The 15,517-nt window shown below is 64.9% G+C and carries 11 protein-coding genes; 3 read left to right on the forward strand and 8 right to left on the reverse strand.

What is annotated here, in order from left to right; genetic code table 11:
• Nucleotides 1–123: 123 nt before the first annotated feature.
• Together ACS7SF_RS21035 and ACS7SF_RS21040 are read left to right on the forward strand one after the other, a co-directional pair.
• Entirely contained in the window at nt 124–843 is a 720-nt protein-coding gene (locus ACS7SF_RS21035) for an IclR family transcriptional regulator (RefSeq protein ID WP_439894065.1), read from the forward strand.
• A 158-nt stretch (nt 844–1,001) separates the two neighbouring features.
• Nucleotides 1,002–2,495: an acyl-CoA synthetase gene (locus ACS7SF_RS21040; RefSeq protein ID WP_439894066.1), complete on the forward strand. Its 1,494-nt coding sequence runs from the start codon at nt 1,002–1,004 to the stop codon at nt 2,493–2,495.
• Between the two features lie 15 nt (nt 2,496–2,510).
• Here ACS7SF_RS21040 and ACS7SF_RS21045 read toward each other — a convergent pair whose 3' ends face one another.
• Together ACS7SF_RS21045 and ACS7SF_RS21050 are read right to left on the reverse strand one after the other, a co-directional pair.
• Nucleotides 2,511–5,411, reverse strand: coding sequence for a WG repeat-containing protein (locus ACS7SF_RS21045; protein WP_439894067.1), 2,901 nt, complete (start codon nt 5,409–5,411; stop codon nt 2,511–2,513).
• 108 nt (nt 5,412–5,519) lie between these two features.
• On the reverse strand, nt 5,520–7,289 hold the full coding sequence (locus ACS7SF_RS21050; protein WP_439894068.1) for a phospholipase D-like domain-containing protein: 1,770 nt from the start codon (nt 7,287–7,289) through the stop codon (nt 5,520–5,522).
• Between the two features lie 261 nt (nt 7,290–7,550).
• Here ACS7SF_RS21050 and ACS7SF_RS21055 point away from each other — a divergent pair, with 261 nt between their 5' ends.
• Nucleotides 7,551–7,874: a hypothetical protein gene (locus tag ACS7SF_RS21055; protein WP_439894069.1), complete on the forward strand. Its 324-nt coding sequence runs from the start codon at nt 7,551–7,553 to the stop codon at nt 7,872–7,874.
• A gap of 70 nt (nt 7,875–7,944) precedes the next feature.
• Here the strand turns inward: ACS7SF_RS21055 and ACS7SF_RS21060 are convergent, their stop codons facing one another.
• The 6 genes from ACS7SF_RS21060 to ACS7SF_RS21085 form a co-directional block, all read right to left on the reverse strand.
• Nucleotides 7,945–9,111 carry an enoyl-CoA hydratase/isomerase family protein gene (locus ACS7SF_RS21060; protein ID WP_439894070.1) on the reverse strand — a complete coding sequence of 389 codons (1,167 nt, stop codon included), beginning with the start codon at nt 9,109–9,111 and terminating at the stop codon, nt 7,945–7,947.
• A complete protein-coding gene (locus ACS7SF_RS21065) occupies nt 9,108–9,905 on the reverse strand; it encodes an enoyl-CoA hydratase (RefSeq protein ID WP_439894071.1) in 798 nt (265 codons plus the stop codon). Before ACS7SF_RS21065 ends, ACS7SF_RS21060 begins: the two co-directional genes overlap by 4 nt.
• Entirely contained in the window at nt 9,905–10,798 is an 894-nt protein-coding gene (gene mmsB / locus ACS7SF_RS21070; RefSeq protein WP_439894072.1) for a 3-hydroxyisobutyrate dehydrogenase, read from the reverse strand. Before mmsB ends, ACS7SF_RS21065 begins: the two co-directional genes overlap by 1 nt.
• 19 nt (nt 10,799–10,817) lie before the next feature.
• Nucleotides 10,818–12,365, reverse strand: a complete 1,548-nt coding sequence (locus ACS7SF_RS21075) for a CoA-acylating methylmalonate-semialdehyde dehydrogenase (protein ID WP_439894073.1) — start codon at nt 12,363–12,365, stop codon at nt 10,818–10,820.
• A 49-nt stretch (nt 12,366–12,414) separates the two neighbouring features.
• Nucleotides 12,415–14,118 (reverse strand): AMP-binding protein, encoded by a 1,704-nt coding sequence (locus tag ACS7SF_RS21080; protein WP_439894074.1) that lies wholly within the window; start codon nt 14,116–14,118, stop codon nt 12,415–12,417.
• Nucleotides 14,119–14,186: 68 nt separating this feature from the next.
• Nucleotides 14,187–15,320 carry an acyl-CoA dehydrogenase gene (locus tag ACS7SF_RS21085; RefSeq protein WP_426399707.1) on the reverse strand — a complete coding sequence of 378 codons (1,134 nt, stop codon included), beginning with the start codon at nt 15,318–15,320 and terminating at the stop codon, nt 14,187–14,189.
• Between the last annotated feature and the right edge of the window lie 197 nt (nt 15,321–15,517).

The following is a 15,517-nucleotide window of genomic DNA, read 5'->3' on the forward strand; positions in this document are numbered from 1 at the left end:
GTACTCAGTGAAACCACTATAGCCAGAGCAATCGAAGCCATCCACTAGCGTTTACCCGTCCGCCATATACAACCACGTTGTACACAGTACAATCGTGCCATCCATCAGTTCGGGGAGTGGGGAATGGGAAACGACGGCGTCGCCGCGGTAGAAAAGGCGTTGGCCTTGCTGGACTGCTTCAAGCCGGGGGCGGAAGCGCTAACCCTGGCGGCCCTGGCTCAAGCCTCGGGCATGCACAAGACCACGGTGTACCGGCTGATGAACTCGCTGGAGCGCATGAGCTACGTCATTCGCTCGGAGTCGGGCGTGTATTCGCTCGGGCCGCGCCTGTTGTATCTGGGCAAGCTCTACGAGCAGTCCTTCCACCTATCGACGGTGGTGGAACCGGTGCTGCACGCGCTGGCGGCGGCTACGCGGGAGAGCGCATCCTACTACGTCATCGACCACGGCAGGCGGCTGTGCCTGTTCCGCGCCGAGCCATCAGAAGGCCTGCGCGAGACGCGCCTGCCCGGCACCTCGCTGCCGCTGGACGACACCGCCATCAGCCACGTGCTGCGCTACTGGGGTCTGGGTGAAGCGCTGTATGACGAAGCGCCAGTGCTGCCGCTGTTCACTTCGGGCGCGCGCGATCAGCACACCGCCGCATTTGCCACGCCCGTGTTCGGCTCCGGCGACAAGTTCATGGCTGCGTTGACGCTATCGGGCGCGGCGTCCCGGCTTGAAGCGGCGCGTACCTCTGGCGATTGCGTCACGAAGCAGTTGCAAGCGGCATCCGATCTGTCTCGCAAGCTCGGCGCCAGCGCGGGGCTGTGTGAGCGGCTTTATGGGGTTGTGGCGGGCTGAACGTGCGCTTGAGGCGCGGGCGACTCCATGCAGCGCTGTCCAATGGCGTTCACCAGTGTGCGCAATTTCACGCGGATTGTTCTGCGCAACCCGATCCGGCATGCTGCATAGACTGATCTGAGTCGCACGCCAATGACGACACCCCGCAGGAGACACGCATGCCCGCCGACCTCATCTTTGAAGACCACGCCACCGACGCCGACACCCTGCTCGCACGCGGTGCCGCCCTGGCTGGTGGGCTGCGCCGCATGGGCGTGCACGAAGGCGACGTGATCGGCGTACTGCTGCGCAACGCACCCGCGTACATTGACGTGATGCACGCGTGCCGCATCGCGGGCTGCCACTTCTGCCCGATCAACTGGCACTTCACGCCGGCCGAGGTGGAGTTTCTCGTGCGGGATTCGGGCGCCAAGGTACTGATTGGCCATCGTGACCTGGTGGACGCCGTGGAACCGCTGCTCCCGCCCCACGTGCAACTGCTGCGCGTGGATGCCGAAGGCACCGACCGCGCCGACGGTTACGCCAACTGGCTCGCACTGCAAACGCCGTACGACGGCCCGGTGGTATCGCCGCGCGGGCACATGGCCTACACCTCGGGCACCACGGGCCGACCCAAGGGCGTGGTACGCAAGGCGGTGCCGCTCGATCAGCTCGATGCGCATCAGCAGAAGGCGCGCGCCGTGGTGGCGGCCACCTTCGGCATCGTGCCGGGCTGCCGTGCATTGCTGCCGGCGCCGCTCTATCACAGCGCGCCCAGCCTGTTCGCGCAGCAGGCCGCGCAGATGGCAGAAGTGCTGGTGCTGCACGCGCGCTTTGACCCGCTGCACGTGCTGGAGCAGATTGAGCGCTACCGCATCGACACCGTGTACCTCGTGCCGATCATGTACGTGCGCCTGCTCAAGCTAACGGAGGAAGAGCGCAACCGCTATGACCTCTCGTCGCTGCGCTTCGTGGCGTCCACCGGGGCGCCGTGCGCGCCGGAGATCAAGCGCCGCATGATCGACTGGCTCGGCCCCGTCATCTACGAGACGTATGCATCCAGCGAGTCCGGCATGATCACGGTCATGGACCCACGCGACGCGGCAGCGCGCCCTGGCAGCGCCGGGCGCCCGGTATGCGGTGCGCAGGTGCGCATCCTGCGCGAAGACGGCACACCCTGCGCCACCGGCGAGGTCGGCCTGATCTACAGCCGCCAGCCGGCCTACCCCGATTTCACCTATCGCGGCAACGATGAAGCACGCCGCAAGATCGAACGCGACGGCCTGGTCACGCTCGGCGACATGGGGTATCTCGATGCCGACGGCTATCTGTATGTGTGCGATCGCGCGTCAGACATGGTCATCTCGGGCGGTGTGAACATCTACCCGGCCGAGATCGAACATGCGCTGCTGCGCCATCCCGATGTGGTGGACTGCGCGGTCTTCGGTGTGCCTTGCGACGAGTACGGCGAGCGCCTCGTCGCCGTGGTCCAGACTGAACGGGAAGCACTGCCGGCCGAAGCCGTGATCGACTGGTTGCGTGGCCAGATCGCCGGCTACAAGATCCCCCGCCAGATCGAATTCACCACCACGCTGCCGCGCGACGACAACGGCAAGATCGCCAAGCGCCGCCTGCGCGATGCGTGGTGGGGTGATCGGCAGCGGCGCGTGTAGCCGCCGCGATTTCGATTACGTGCGATTTGTGCGGGCAGTGCGCCAACGCGCCACCCAATCTCGCTGGCGGGCATCCCCTTCCGGGTAGATGCGCTGTGCGAGCAGACGCATGGCGTCAACGTCGCCGGCTTCAGCTGACCTCAGCAGCAGCGCCTCGGTGTCCGCCAGTGGCTGCGCCAGCTTGCCGTCGAGCGACAGCCGCGCCAGCAGCGTGCCCGTCCAACTGGGTGCGTCTTCCGCTTCCAGCGCGGCGCGCAAGTGGTACTCGCACAGGCCATAGTGGGACGGCGCATCCCGCAAGGCGGCCAGTTCACTCAGCGTCTCGGCCAACCACGCGTGCGCCGGTGCGCAGCGCTGCTCGATTGCCAGCTCGAACAACGCACGTGCGCGGTCGAGATCGGCCTGGCAGCCATGGCCATAGCGCCAGCACACGCCGGCGCGCCGGCTGCCTTCGCCATCGCCGCTCTCGGAGGCAAGCGTGGCATAGCTCAGCACAGCTGCCGGATCGTCCGGAGCGCCACCGCGCTGCGTGTCGTGCAGGTAGATCAACCACGCAAAGGTGTGGCGACGCGAGGCGCCATCCTCCAACCATTCGGCGGCTTGCTGAAACCAGTGGAAGCCGGCAGCTTCATCCACCAAATCCAATGTGGTGTCGCACAGAAGCAAAGCCAGCCGATAGGCCGCCTGACCACGCAGCGCGTGCGCAGCGTGCGGTGCTTGGGCGATGTGTGTGTAAAGGCGCGCGGCCTCGTGCACGTCGGGCGTAATCTCCTGGCCGGCAACCCGCGCCTTGGCCAGTTCGAATGCCGCATCACAATCACCATCCGCCACGAGACGGCGCAGTCGGGCCTCGAACGGCTCGCTGCCACCCTGGGCATCGATCCACACCAGGCGCTGCGACGGCGTGTGCCACGCTTTGGCGGGCAAGCCTTGGCGCCAGCGGTCTTCAAGGTCTTTCGCCAGCGCGGACCAGCTCCAGGGTTCGCCCGGCAGCCGTCCTTCACGGCCGATCCAGCGGTAGACCTCGGGGTGCAGCTCCGCGCCATCCACGGTGCGCACGCCCATGCGCACGGCATCTGCATCGCCATCGTCTGCACGCTCGGTCAGAAACACGATGCACCCGGCCTCGGGCATGACGACGCAGATATCCGTATAAACGCATGGCACGAGCGGCGCCGCCGCCCCCAAGCGCCAGATTCCGACCAAGGCGGCCTCACCCGGTCCGTCACGCTCGACGCGCACCAGGTCGCGCCAGGTGTCGCCGTCTTCGAGATCCGTACGCAAACTGCGCAGCATGTCGACACGGCGGCAGGGTTCGGGCAGTTGCAGCACGCCGTGCTCGTCGATCAGCTCAACGAGTCCGTCGGCTTCTCGGCAGCCTACGAGCAGCGGCTGCACGCAGCCGTACATCATTTCGAGTTCGGTATAGCGGCAAGGCACACGCATCGTGCCGTCGGCGGCGAGCAATCCGTAGCGGCCATCCTGTTCAATACGCAGGAATGCGCCATCGGCAAGCCAGTTCTCCACGCGGTACGGCGCCGGCCCAACCCACGGGCTGCCATCCGCGCGTAGCAGCGACCACTGTCCCGCCCGCTCGACCAGCCAACCATCGTAGGCATGAGCCCACGTCAGTTCGTCATAGAGGCACGGCACCAGCAGGCTGCCGTCGCGCTCCATCACGCCCCAGCCGGTATCGAGCCGAACCCGGCGCAGGTGGCGGCCCTCCACCGCCGTTTCCAACTCAACGTCGAGATAGCAGGGCGCGATGAGCTGTCGGCCCTCTGGGTTGATGAAACCGTAGCGACCGTTCTGCAGCACCGCCGCCATACCGCCCGCAAACCCATGCACGTCGTCATACGGAATCGCGCTCAACTCGCTGCCGTCCGGGCGTAGGAAGCCGAAACGCTTGCCCAGCTGGAACGGCATGAAGCCTTCATCGTCGAAGCCCCAAATCTCGTCGTAGCCGGTGTCGTGCAACACGCGCGCCGGCGTGACGCGCGTATCGACCAGCCACTGTTTGCCATCGCGCTGGCAGCACAGCAGGTAGGCGTACTCGCCATCTGGTTTGTCCAGCGGGAAGATCTCGTCATAGCTCGGCGCGATCAGCACCGGCGCGTCAACGGAGGCACCACGCCGCACGCCGTATGCGGGGCGTTCGCCATGGGTACCGAAGCACCACAGGTTGCCGATCAGGTGTGTTGCGCCGTCCGGAGCGCGTTCATCCGTGTCGCTATTTTCGTCTTCATCACTTACCTCATCGTCGCGCGCACCGCCCTGGGCGCAATACGTGGCGAAGTCGGCCTCCTGGACAAGGTGGTAATCGCCAAAGTACCGATGCGAGAACGAAGACAGCCCGACGTGCCATTGCCACTGGCTCCAATCGCGGCTCCAGATGGCCTGTGGGTCGAAATGCTCGGCGAGTGTACGGTCGAACGCGCGCCAGTCCTGCCGGGCGATGGCGTTGTCGATCTCTTGCCACAGCGTGCTGAATTCTTCGTCCAGACGCGCGAGATAGCGCGCGTTGAAACCCTCTTCACCGCAATCCGATTCGAACCAGCTCATCTCGTCGAAGTCGGCCGAAAGCGTGGCGTCAGCACCGTGCGTGTCCAGCAGTTGCTGCAGATGGGCCTGTGCCGCCTCGGCGTAGCGCGGCACTTGCGGCAGCGTTGCGCTGACCGGATGCCGCGCGATGAACCTCAGCACGTGCTGGGCACGCTGGACCGCACCGGCCAGCGGCACCTCGAGGTTGTCCAGATCTTCATCGGCCACGCGCAAGATGCGCTGGTCCCGAATCGCCTCACCCGAGCGGCCGCCGGCCAGCATCAACTGCCATAGCACCGGGATGTTGTTGTTGGCTTCGGCGATTTGGTGGTGCTCGCCGCCGACGCGCACGTACAGATAGCTGCGATTGCCCATGGGTCACTCGGAAGGTTGGCGCCGCATGGTAGCGCACGGGTCGCGCCGGCATATTGCCGATTGGCAACATTGCGCCGCCTCCCCTTCCGGATGACCGCGAGCGCGAATTCAGGCCACCGCTACGGCCTTGGTCGTGCCCGATTTGGCAAACAGCGTGCGCTCCGTGAACTTGATGTTCTGCGGATCGTAGTACGGGTCCGCCCATGCACCTGTCGTCTTCAACACCAGCGGATTGGCCGCCGTAGCTTTGGATTCGCTCGCGCGGAAGCGATAGTGATCGAACAACCGGATAGCCTCGATCGCATACGCCGTGACGATGACTGGGTCGTAGATGGCGATCAGGCTGTCGCCGTTTTGCTCCTCGCCGCCCTTCGACAGGTTCGACGAGCCGCAGAACACGACCGGCTCATCCCCGTTGAAATCGCACACGACAAACTTATGGTGGATGTGCTGACCAGTGCCCGCATCCACCTCTTGCTTGAACGGCGCGGGCGCCTCGTCCTTCAGATACGCGAACGACACGGTTTGCGAAGGCACATCACGGCCCGGCGCGAAGGCGCTGACCCCATTGGCTTTGTCGATCACGCCCAGTGAGAGCAGCCCGGCCTTCTGCGGAACAACATGCTCGAGCGTGTCGACCATCTCGCCGCCGCCATCGGTGGCCATCACCGCGAACAGCACGGAAGACAACGCGCCCTTGACGCGGTCCGCCGCTTCGGAGAGCAGCGCGTCGGTCTGGTGCGGAGAGAACGCGAAGCGCGCACGCGGTGTGCCGCCCTGCGGCACGGGCTGCCAGTTGGCGGCCAGCGGATCGGCGCGGAAAGCCGTGGCCACCTTGCGGCCACCGGCGGAATCCTCACCGTACTGGCCGATCAGGCTCCACATGCGCTCGAACACCTGCGCGTAAAGCTGCGCGGCAGGCTGCTCGAACACCAGCACGCTGTTGGCCTGCACGTACAAACCACGCAGTGAGAAGTTGGCCGAACCCGCCAGCACGCGCACCGGCTTGCCCGCGGCATCGTGCAGCAGGATCGCCTTGTGGTGCTGGAAACGTGCGAGGTGCGTGCGGCGGACTTCCGCGCGGGCCTGCTCGAAGTAGGTGGTGGCTTGCGTTTCGAATGCATCGGGTGTGCCGTGGCCCGTCGGGTGTGCACCAGTGCCGATGTAGTTGTCCTGAATGACGCGCACCTTGCGACCGTTCTGCGCCAGCCATGCGATGGCACGGATGATGTCCGGCTCGTCCAAGTCATAGGCCAGCACGTCGATGCCATAACCATCGGACGCCTTGCACTGGTTGAGCAGATCGATGATGAGCTGGCGGCCCGTCGCGCCCAGGTAGGCATATTTGCTCTGGTACGGCTGGGTGTCGTACAGCAGCGGCGATTTGCTCAGTGCGCGCTTGTCCGGCGCCAGCGCCGTGTTGCCGCCGTAGTGGTCAATGAACGCCTGCGACGACACATAGCCGCGCACCATGCCCACAGTGGCCCAGTCGCTCATCGGCTGTTGCAGCGTCACGTTGATGCTGCGTGTAGCGCGCGTTTCCAACTGCACCGGGTTGGTGGACGCAAAGTAACGCGCATGCACCGTGTAGGTATATTGCCCGGCCGCGTGCGGCGGAAAGTGAACCCAGTGGAACGACTGCAACGGCGCGTCGATGGAATCGGCGTACTTGCCCGCCTGCAACGGCGCCTCGGCATGAACGGCCGTATCGAACGTCAGCCGATTGGGCACCCAGTACGGCGCCTGGCCCTGCGGGGTGCACTGAATGGCAAAGCCGGCCAGATCGGCCCGATCTGCATCGGCCACGTCAAAGGCAAACAGCACCGCGCTGTCGCCCTGATACACCTTCACCTCGAATGAATCGACGGATGTCGCCATGGGAGCCTCCTGGAGTGGCAAAGCGCATGCGTTTTTTATAGCACTGCGATCGTGACAATCCGCTGACGCAAACGGGGTATTTTGCAGGCGCCATGCGGGTTGGTGGGTGGTGAATTCAATGTCGTTTCACTCGGATCTGCATAAGCGGCATACACGAGAAGCGCGCACCACGTCACCAGTTCACTCTCGAGCCGCAGGCTTAGAATGCGCGCGATACCTGCGCCAATGCATGGCAAACCTCACTGCATAGGAAGAACAAACTTGGTCCCGATGTCAACGCCCACACTTGCCGTGGGGCTCGTGCTGTTGCTGCTCCTGATGCGCTGGCGCCAGCGTGTGGCTTTACGCAAGCGCCGCGAGCAAGCGGAACAGGAGACAAAGCTGTTGGCGTTACTGCTGGATGAAAACCGGTTCACGGATCAGCCAATGGAACACCTGGTGCAGACGCTCGGCAGCAACTACGTGTACACGGGGCTCGACTTCGGCCAGTTTGCACTGGAGTGGAAGGCGGGAACACTGCGCGTCGTTGCCTCGGGCAAGGAGACCATCTGCGAATCGGTCAGCGTGGAGCGCGTGGTTTCGTAGACGCGTCTCCAATTGAGGCGCCCCGGAAAGCGCATTGGCCCTGAAGCCGCAGATGGCGCATCACATCACTTCAGCGCAGCTGGGGACGCCCCATGTCCCGCAACGGATGCCCCTCCGTCCGCCAGGGCGACGCCAGAAAATGCCGCACCCGCTCCGGCCGCACCTGCGGCAACGTAGCAGGCGCCCAGCCGGGGCGATGGTCCTTGTCCACCAGATGCGCACGCACGCCTTCGCAAAAATCGCCTTCCTGAATCCCACGCGCGACGATGCCAAGCTCCATCTGGAAGCACTCCGCCAGCGACAGCTGCCGGCCGCGCAGCAGTGCCTCGCGCGTGACGTGCAGCATGGTCGGCGAATGCGAGGTCATCGCATCGAGCGTCGTCTGCAGCCATTGGCGCAGCTCGCGTGCCGGCTCACGCTCCAGGCTCTCGCGCAGCGTGGCGACCATGCGGTCCACCGACGAGCGACGATCGAAATAGCGCAGCACCCACGGCATGGCCTGCGCCAGCGGCGCATGCGGGACGATGTTGCATGGCGGCTCAAACACACGGCGCAAGGCCTGCATCAGGTCACCATCGTGCGGCATGCGCTGCAGACGGCCTTCAAACGAGGCGAGCCATTCGGCGGGCACACACACATCAGCCAGGCGGCAATGCAGCGCGTCGGCGCCCGTGAGCGTCACGCCCGTCAGCCCGACATACAACTCCAGTTCAGGCGACATCACACTCAGAAAGTGCGTGGCGCCCACGTCGGGCAGAAAGCCGATGCGCGTCTCAGGCATCGCCATCTTCGTGCGCTCGGTCACCACACGCAGGCGTGCAGCCTGCCCAAGACCCATGCCGCCGCCCATGGTGATGCCATCCATCAACGCGACGATGGGCTTGGGGAACTGATGCAGCGCGTAGTCGAGCCGGTATTCGTCAACGAAGAATTGCAGCCAGCCATCGTCGCCGTCCATGCGGCCTTGTTGCGCGAGGTGGTAGAGCGAACGCACGTCGCCGCCTGCGCAAAAGCCCTTCTGACCCGCGCCGCGCAGCACGAGTGCGACGATGCCGTCGTCATGGCGGCATTGCTCCAGCAGCACCGCCAGTTGCCGCACCATGTTGTGCGACAGGGCATTCAATGCCGATGACCGGTTCAACGTGATGATGGCCACGCGGTTCACCACGCGCATCAGCACTTCGGGCTCGGCGGCTGCCGCCTCCGGGAACGTCGCTTGCATCTGGACTGCGCTCATTGCAGCGTCTCCGATTCGTGGGCGGTGTGCCAGCGCGGTGCGCGCTTCTCCAGGAAAGCGTTTACACCTTCGCGTTGGTCCGGGTGGTCGAACAGATCGACAAAGCGCTCGCGTTCCACGGCCAGCGCTGCACTACGCGGCACGCCGTTGCGCGCTTGATGGATCAGCTGCTTGCTGAAGGTAACGGCCTGCGGGCTCAATGTCGTGACGCGCAGCGCCATGGCGATGGCGGCTTCGCGTGCGGCGCCGGTTTCCACCACCTCTTCAACGAGGCCGATGCGCAAGGCGGTCTGCGCATCCACGCGTTCGCCAGTCAGGATCATGCGCTTGGCCCAGCCCTCGCCCACGAGCCACGGCAGTGTCTGCGTTCCGCAACCGCAGCACAGCAGGCCCACGGCGGTTTCGGGCACGGCAAGTTTGGCGTGGGCCTCTGCGATGCGGATATCGCAGCTCAGCGCGCACTCCAACCCTCCGCCCATGGCGTAACCGTTAATGGCGGCAATCACCACGGGGCGCGCATTCTGCAGCGCTTCAAACGCGGAACCGAAACGCGCAGCGGCTTCGCGAGCGACCTCGCGATCGCCATCGGCAAAGGTGTTGAGGTCGGCCCCGGCGCTGAAGAATTTCGGGCCGTCGCCGGTGATGACGATGGCGCGCACGCGTGAGTCCGCGTTCAGGCGTTCCACCGTGGATTGCAGTTGCGCCAAGCCTTCCGGCGTGAACGCGTTGGCGGGCGGGCGCTTAAGTGTCAGCAGCGCGATGGTGTTGTCGTGCAGAACATCCAGTTCGATCATCACGCCGCTCCGTCTTTTCGATACAGCTTGATGACGGCGGAGAAATCCAGCCCGCCGTCGCCCTTGCCGCTCACGGTTTGATAGAGCTGCTGGGCGAGCGCCCCCAGGTAGACCGGTTGCTTGACGGACTTGGCCGCATCGCCTGCCAGGCCCAGGTCCTTGAGCATCAGGTCGGTACCGAAACCGCCGGTGTAGCCGCGTGAGGACGGCGCTGTCTCGATCACGCCGGGGAACGGATTGTATGTGTCCGAGCTCCAGCAGCGGCCCGTGGAGGTGTTGATGATGCCGCCCAGCACCTTCGGGTCGATGCCCAACGCTTCGCCCAGCGACATGGCCTCGGCCACGCCCGCCATGGTGATGCCGAGCACGAGGTTGTTGCAGATCTTCGCGCCCTGGCCTGCGCCGGTGTCGCCGCAATGCACGAGGTTTTTGCCCATGGCGCTGAGCACGGGGCGCACTTGCTCGAATGCGGCCGCGCTACCGCCCACCATGAACGTCAACGTGCCCGCTGCTGCACCGCCCGTGCCGCCAGAAACCGGCGCATCAACAAAGGTGTTGCCGTGCTCAGCCGCCAGTGCGGCAAACGCCTTGGCGCTGGCGGGGTCGATGGTGCTCGAATCGATGATGGGCACGCCCTTGGCGATGCTGGCCAACACGCCGTCTGCGGCCGTCAACACATGACGCACGTGCGCGGCGGCAGGCAGCATGGTGATGACGGTCTCAGCGTCCGTCACCGCTTCCTTGGGCGACACCGCGGCCGCGGCGCCGGCTTCCACGAGTGCGCCGACTGCCTGCGTGTTCAGGTCGAACACGGTCAGTGCGTGGCCGGCCTTGATCAGGTTGCGCGCCATCGGGGCGCCCATGTTGCCCAGACCGATGAATGCGATTTTCATGAGAACGCTCCTTGGCCGCTCAGCGCAGGCTGATGGTGGTGTTCACGCCGCCAGCATCGACCGCATCGTCAAACCAGCGGGCGGTGACGGTCTTCGTCTGCGTGTAGAACTGCACGACCTGCTTGCCGTACGGGCCCAAATCGCCCAGCTTGGAGCCGCGCGAGCCCGTAAAGCTGAAGTACGGCACCGGCACCGGAATGGGGATGTTGATGCCCACCTGACCAACGTCGATTTCGCTCTGGAATTTGCGGGCAGCCGCGCCGCTCTGCGTGAACAGGCCGACGCCGTTACCGAACGGGTTGGCGTTAACCAGTGCAATCGCGTCGTCCAACGTGGGTACAGTCAGCACCAGCAGCACGGGGCCGAAGATTTCGTTGGTGTAGATGTCCATGTCGGTCTTCACGTCGGTGAAGATGGTCGGGCCGATGAAGTTGCCGTCTTCATAGCCCTTCACTTGAACGTTGCGACCATCGAGGGCAAGCGTGGCGCCCTGCCGCACACCCGATTCGATGAGGCCAAGAATGCGTTGCTTGGCGGCGCGCGAAACCACAGGGCCCACGTCCGTGCCCGGCTCTACGCCCGCGTTCACCTTCAGCTTCTTAGCCTTCTCGATCAGATCGGGCAGCCACTGCTGTGCCGCGCCCACGAGCACGACGACGGAGGTCGCCATACAGCGCTGACCCGCCGCGCCAAACCCAGCGCCAACCAGCGCATTGATGGCTTGCTCGCGGTTGGCATCCGGCAGCACGACAGCATGGTTCTTGGCACCCATCATCGATTGCACGCGCTTGCCGTGCTCGCTGCCCAGGCGGTACACATGCGTGCCCACTGCCGTTGAACCCACGAACGAAATCGCCTTCACGTGTTCGTGCGTACACAGCGCATCGACGACATCCTTGCCACCGTGCACGACGTTGAGCACGCCTGCCGGCACACCGGCCTCCAGCGCCAGCTCCACCAACATCATGGTCGACAGCGGGTCCTGCTCCGACGGCTTCAACACGAACGTGTTGCCGCACACGATGGCCATCGGGAACATCCACAGCGGGATCATGGCCGGGAAGTTGAACGGCGTAATGCCCGCGCACGCGCCAATCGGTTGGCGCAGCGTGTAGGTGTTGACCGCACCCGCCACGTTCTCCAGAAACTCGCCCTGCTGCAGCGAGCCCACCGAGCAGGCGTGTTCCACCACTTCCAACCCGCGGAAAATGTCGCCTTCCGCATCCGGCAGCGTCTTGCCCTGCTCAGCCGTGAGCGTGCGGGCGATGCGCGGCGAGTGCTCGCGAATCAGTGCCTGGAACTTGAGCATGATGCGCATGCGCGCGCCCACCGGCGTGTTCTTCCACGTGGCAAATGCGGCGTGCGCGGCGCGAATGGCCGCGTCCACTTCGTCCGCTGTGGCAAACGGCACACGCGCCAGCACTTCCTGCGTGGCGGGGTTCACGATGTCGCGCCATTCCTTCGACTTGGATTCAACAAACTCGCCGCCGATCAGCAGCTTGACGGTGGGCGGGGTGTCTTGATTGGCAGCGGGCTGGACGGAAGCGAGAGAGGCGACAGCGCTCATGTGGGTCTCCTAGGCGAATCGATGGCGGGGTTTTATGGGAGCAGATGGGTCAGGCGAAGTCTTCTTCCCAGAACTCCCCCGGCATGCGGGCAGGTTCGGGGGTGCGCTCCAGTTCGAGCCGGCGCAGTTCAACGCGGCGGATCTTTCCGGAGATGGTCTTGGGCAGTTCGCTGAACTGCAGGCGGCGGATGCGCTTGTACGGTGCGAGCTTTTCGCGCGAAAAGAGGAACACGGCGCGGGCCAGTTCGGGCCCGGCTTCGTAGCCCTGACGCACCGTCACGAAGGCCTTGGGCACGGACAGACGCAGCGGGTCGGAACTCGGCACCACGGCGGCTTCGGCAATGGCCTCGTGCTCGATCAGCACGCTCTCCAGCTCGAACGGGCTCAAGCGATAGTCGGACGACTTGAACACGTCATCGGTGCGGCCCACGTAGACGAAGTAGCCGTCGTCGCGGCGCATGGCGACGTCGGACGTGTGGTAGTAGCCGTTGCGCATGGCTTCGGCCGTGGCCTTGGCGTTGTTGGCGTAGCCCTGCATCAGGCCGAGGGGGCGATGCGTGAGCGGCAACACGATCTCGCCTTCGCTGGCGGGCTGGTCGTCGTGGTCCACCAGTTCCACACGGTAGCCCGGCAGCGGGCGCCCCACCGAGCCCGGCACCACCGGCTGGCCCGGCGTGTTGCCGATCTGGCAGGTAGTCTCGGTCTGGCCAAAGCCGTCGCGGATGGTCACGCCCCAGGCGCTGCGCACGCGCTCGATGATCTCGGGGTTCAGCGGTTCGCCCGCACCGACGATCTCGCGCAACTTAACGGCATACGACGCCAGCGGCTCCTGCACCAGCATGCGCCACACGGTGGGCGGCGCGCACAGCGTGGTGACGTTAAAGCGCACCAATACGTCCAGCGTGTCTTTCGGCACGAAGCGCGCGTAGTTGTAGACGAATACGCAGGCCTGCGCATTCCACGGCGCAAAGAAACAGCTCCACGCATGCTTGGCCCAGCCCGGAGAACTGATGTTCCAGTGGATATCGCCCGGTTGCAGGCCGATCCAGTACATGGTCGACAGGTGCCCGACCGGGTAGCTCTGGTGCGTGTGCTCCACCAACTTGGGCTTGGACGTAGTGCCCGATGTGAAATACAGCAGCAGCGGGTCGGTCGCCTTGGTCGCGCCATCGGGGACGAACTCTGCGGGCGCACTGTAGGCGCCCGACAGGTCAATCCAGCCATCACGCTGCGCACCCACGGCGATGCGCCGCACGCCCGCGTCCACCGTGTCGAACTTGTGCAGTTCCGCAGCATCGACTACCACCGTCGTTGCGCCGCCGAGTTCAACGCGATCACGCACATCGTCGGGCGAAAGCTGCGTGGTGGCCGGCAGCACCACCGCGCCCAGCTTCATCGCCGCCAGCATCACGTCCCACAGCTCGACGCGATTCGGCAGCATCAGCAGCAGGCGATCCCCCCGCACGATACCCAGACCGTGCAGGAAATTCGCCATGCGTGACGAACGTTCAGACATCTGCGCAAACGAAAGCTTCAGCCCTTCGCCCTGGGGGTCATCGACGATCCACAGCGCCGGGTTGTCGTTGCCGCGCGCCATGACATCGAAGTAGTCGAGCGCCCAGTTGAACGTGTCCAACTTCGGCCACGCAAACTCGCGGTACGCGCGGTCGTAGTCGGTGCGATGGCGCAGCAGGAAATCGCGCGCCTCAACAAAACCCGTTGCCCCCGTTGCTGCAGATGCCACTTCGTTCATCGTCGTCTCCTGGTCGGCGCGTGTGCGCTCTCTTGTGTTCGGTCGATGATGCATGGCACGCCGATACGTCAGACGTGCCGCGCGATCACCATCCGCTGAACTTCGCTGGTGCCTTCGTAGATCTGGGTGATACGTGCGTCGCGGTAATGGCGCTCGACGGCGTAATCGGCCAGGTAGCCGTAACCGCCGTGGATCTGGATCGCGTTGGAGCAGATTTCCTCTGCCAGTTCCGACGCATAGAGCTTGGCTTGCGATGCTTCGGACAAACAGGGCTTGTCGGCACTACGCAGGCGCGCGGCGTGGTGGACGAGCAGCCGTGCCGCGTTGAGGCGCGTCGCCATGTCGGCCAGCATGTTCGCGATGGTCTGATGCTCGCGCAGCGCCTTGCCGAACTGGATACGCTCGTTGGCATAGTTGCGCGCGGCGTCAAATGCAGCGCGCGCAATGCCCACCGCTTGCGCGGCGATACCGATGCGCCCACCTTCGAGGTTCGACAGCGCGATCTTCAACCCCTCGCCGCGCTCGCCCAGCAGGTTCTCTTCGGGCACAGCGCAATCTTCCAGCGTGATGGGGCACGTGTCCGATGCGCGAATGCCCAGCTTGTGCTCCGGCCGCCCGACATGAAAGCCCGGCGTATCCGTCGGTACGATAAACGCGGAGATACCGCGCTTGCCCGCCTCGGGATCGGTCACCGCAAAGACGATCGCGAGATCGGCGCGTGAGCCATTGGTGACGAACTGCTTGTTGCCGTTGAGTACCCACTTGCCATCGCGCAAGACGGCGCGCGTGCGCAGGTTGTTGGCTTCCGACCCGGCGTGCGGCTCGGTCAGACAGAACGCCCCGATCGCACGACCGGTGGCCAGGTCCGGCAGATAACGTGCCTTCTGCGCCTCGGTACCGAACTTCAGGATCGGCCCGCAGCCCACCGAGTTATGCACGCTCATCATCGTCGCGCAGGCGGCGCAGCCGGCGGCCACCTCTTCCAGCGCGAGCGCGTAGGCCACGTAGTCGGTGTACGAGCCACCCAGTTCGGGTGGCACGATCATGCCGAGCAAGCCCAGCTCGCCCATCTCGCGGACCACGTCATCCGGCAACTCGGCATCGCGGTCCCACTGCGCGGCGTGGGGTGCCAGGCGCTCGGTGGCAAAGTCGCGTGCAGCGTCGTGGATCATCCGCTGCTCTTCGGTATAGAAGTCGTCCATCGTTTGGCCTTGGCTTGTCGGCTGCACAACGCCACAGAGTGCTGCGCAGGCAGGCGCTTTACACTTGCAGCCTTGCGGCACGTTGATTCGATGGGGAAAAAGTGTAGGCACGCGGCCGCCCGGCTTCGATGCCCGCGACGATCAACTTGTGTGAGCGCATTTGCCATGCTGGCCATGGCCCATGGCATCTCTTGCTA

It is taken from the genome of Ralstonia sp. 25C (assembly GCF_051904805.1).
Taxonomy (GTDB): Bacteria; Pseudomonadota; Gammaproteobacteria; order Burkholderiales; family Burkholderiaceae; genus Ralstonia.

Bases quoted from the DNA above. Each gene is read 5' to 3' on its own strand.
- ACS7SF_RS21035 (WP_439894065.1), top strand. From the start codon at position 124: ATGGGAAACGACGGCGTCGCCGCGGTAGAAAAGGCGTTGGCCTTGCTG.
- ACS7SF_RS21040 (WP_439894066.1), top strand. From the start codon at position 1,002: ATGCCCGCCGACCTCATCTTTGAAGACCACGCCACCGACGCCGACACC.
- ACS7SF_RS21045 (WP_439894067.1), bottom strand. From the start codon at position 5,411: ATGGGCAATCGCAGCTATCTGTACGTGCGCGTCGGCGGCGAGCACCAC.
- ACS7SF_RS21050 (WP_439894068.1), bottom strand. From the start codon at position 7,289: ATGGCGACATCCGTCGATTCATTCGAGGTGAAGGTGTATCAGGGCGAC.
- ACS7SF_RS21060 (WP_439894070.1), bottom strand. From the start codon at position 9,111: ATGAGCGCAGTCCAGATGCAAGCGACGTTCCCGGAGGCGGCAGCCGCC.
- ACS7SF_RS21065 (WP_439894071.1), bottom strand. From the start codon at position 9,905: ATGATCGAACTGGATGTTCTGCACGACAACACCATCGCGCTGCTGACA.
- mmsB (WP_439894072.1), bottom strand. From the start codon at position 10,798: ATGAAAATCGCATTCATCGGTCTGGGCAACATGGGCGCCCCGATGGCG.
- ACS7SF_RS21075 (WP_439894073.1), bottom strand. From the start codon at position 12,365: ATGAGCGCTGTCGCCTCTCTCGCTTCCGTCCAGCCCGCTGCCAATCAA.
- ACS7SF_RS21080 (WP_439894074.1), bottom strand. From the start codon at position 14,118: ATGAACGAAGTGGCATCTGCAGCAACGGGGGCAACGGGTTTTGTTGAG.
- ACS7SF_RS21085 (WP_426399707.1), bottom strand. From the start codon at position 15,320: ATGGACGACTTCTATACCGAAGAGCAGCGGATGATCCACGACGCTGCA.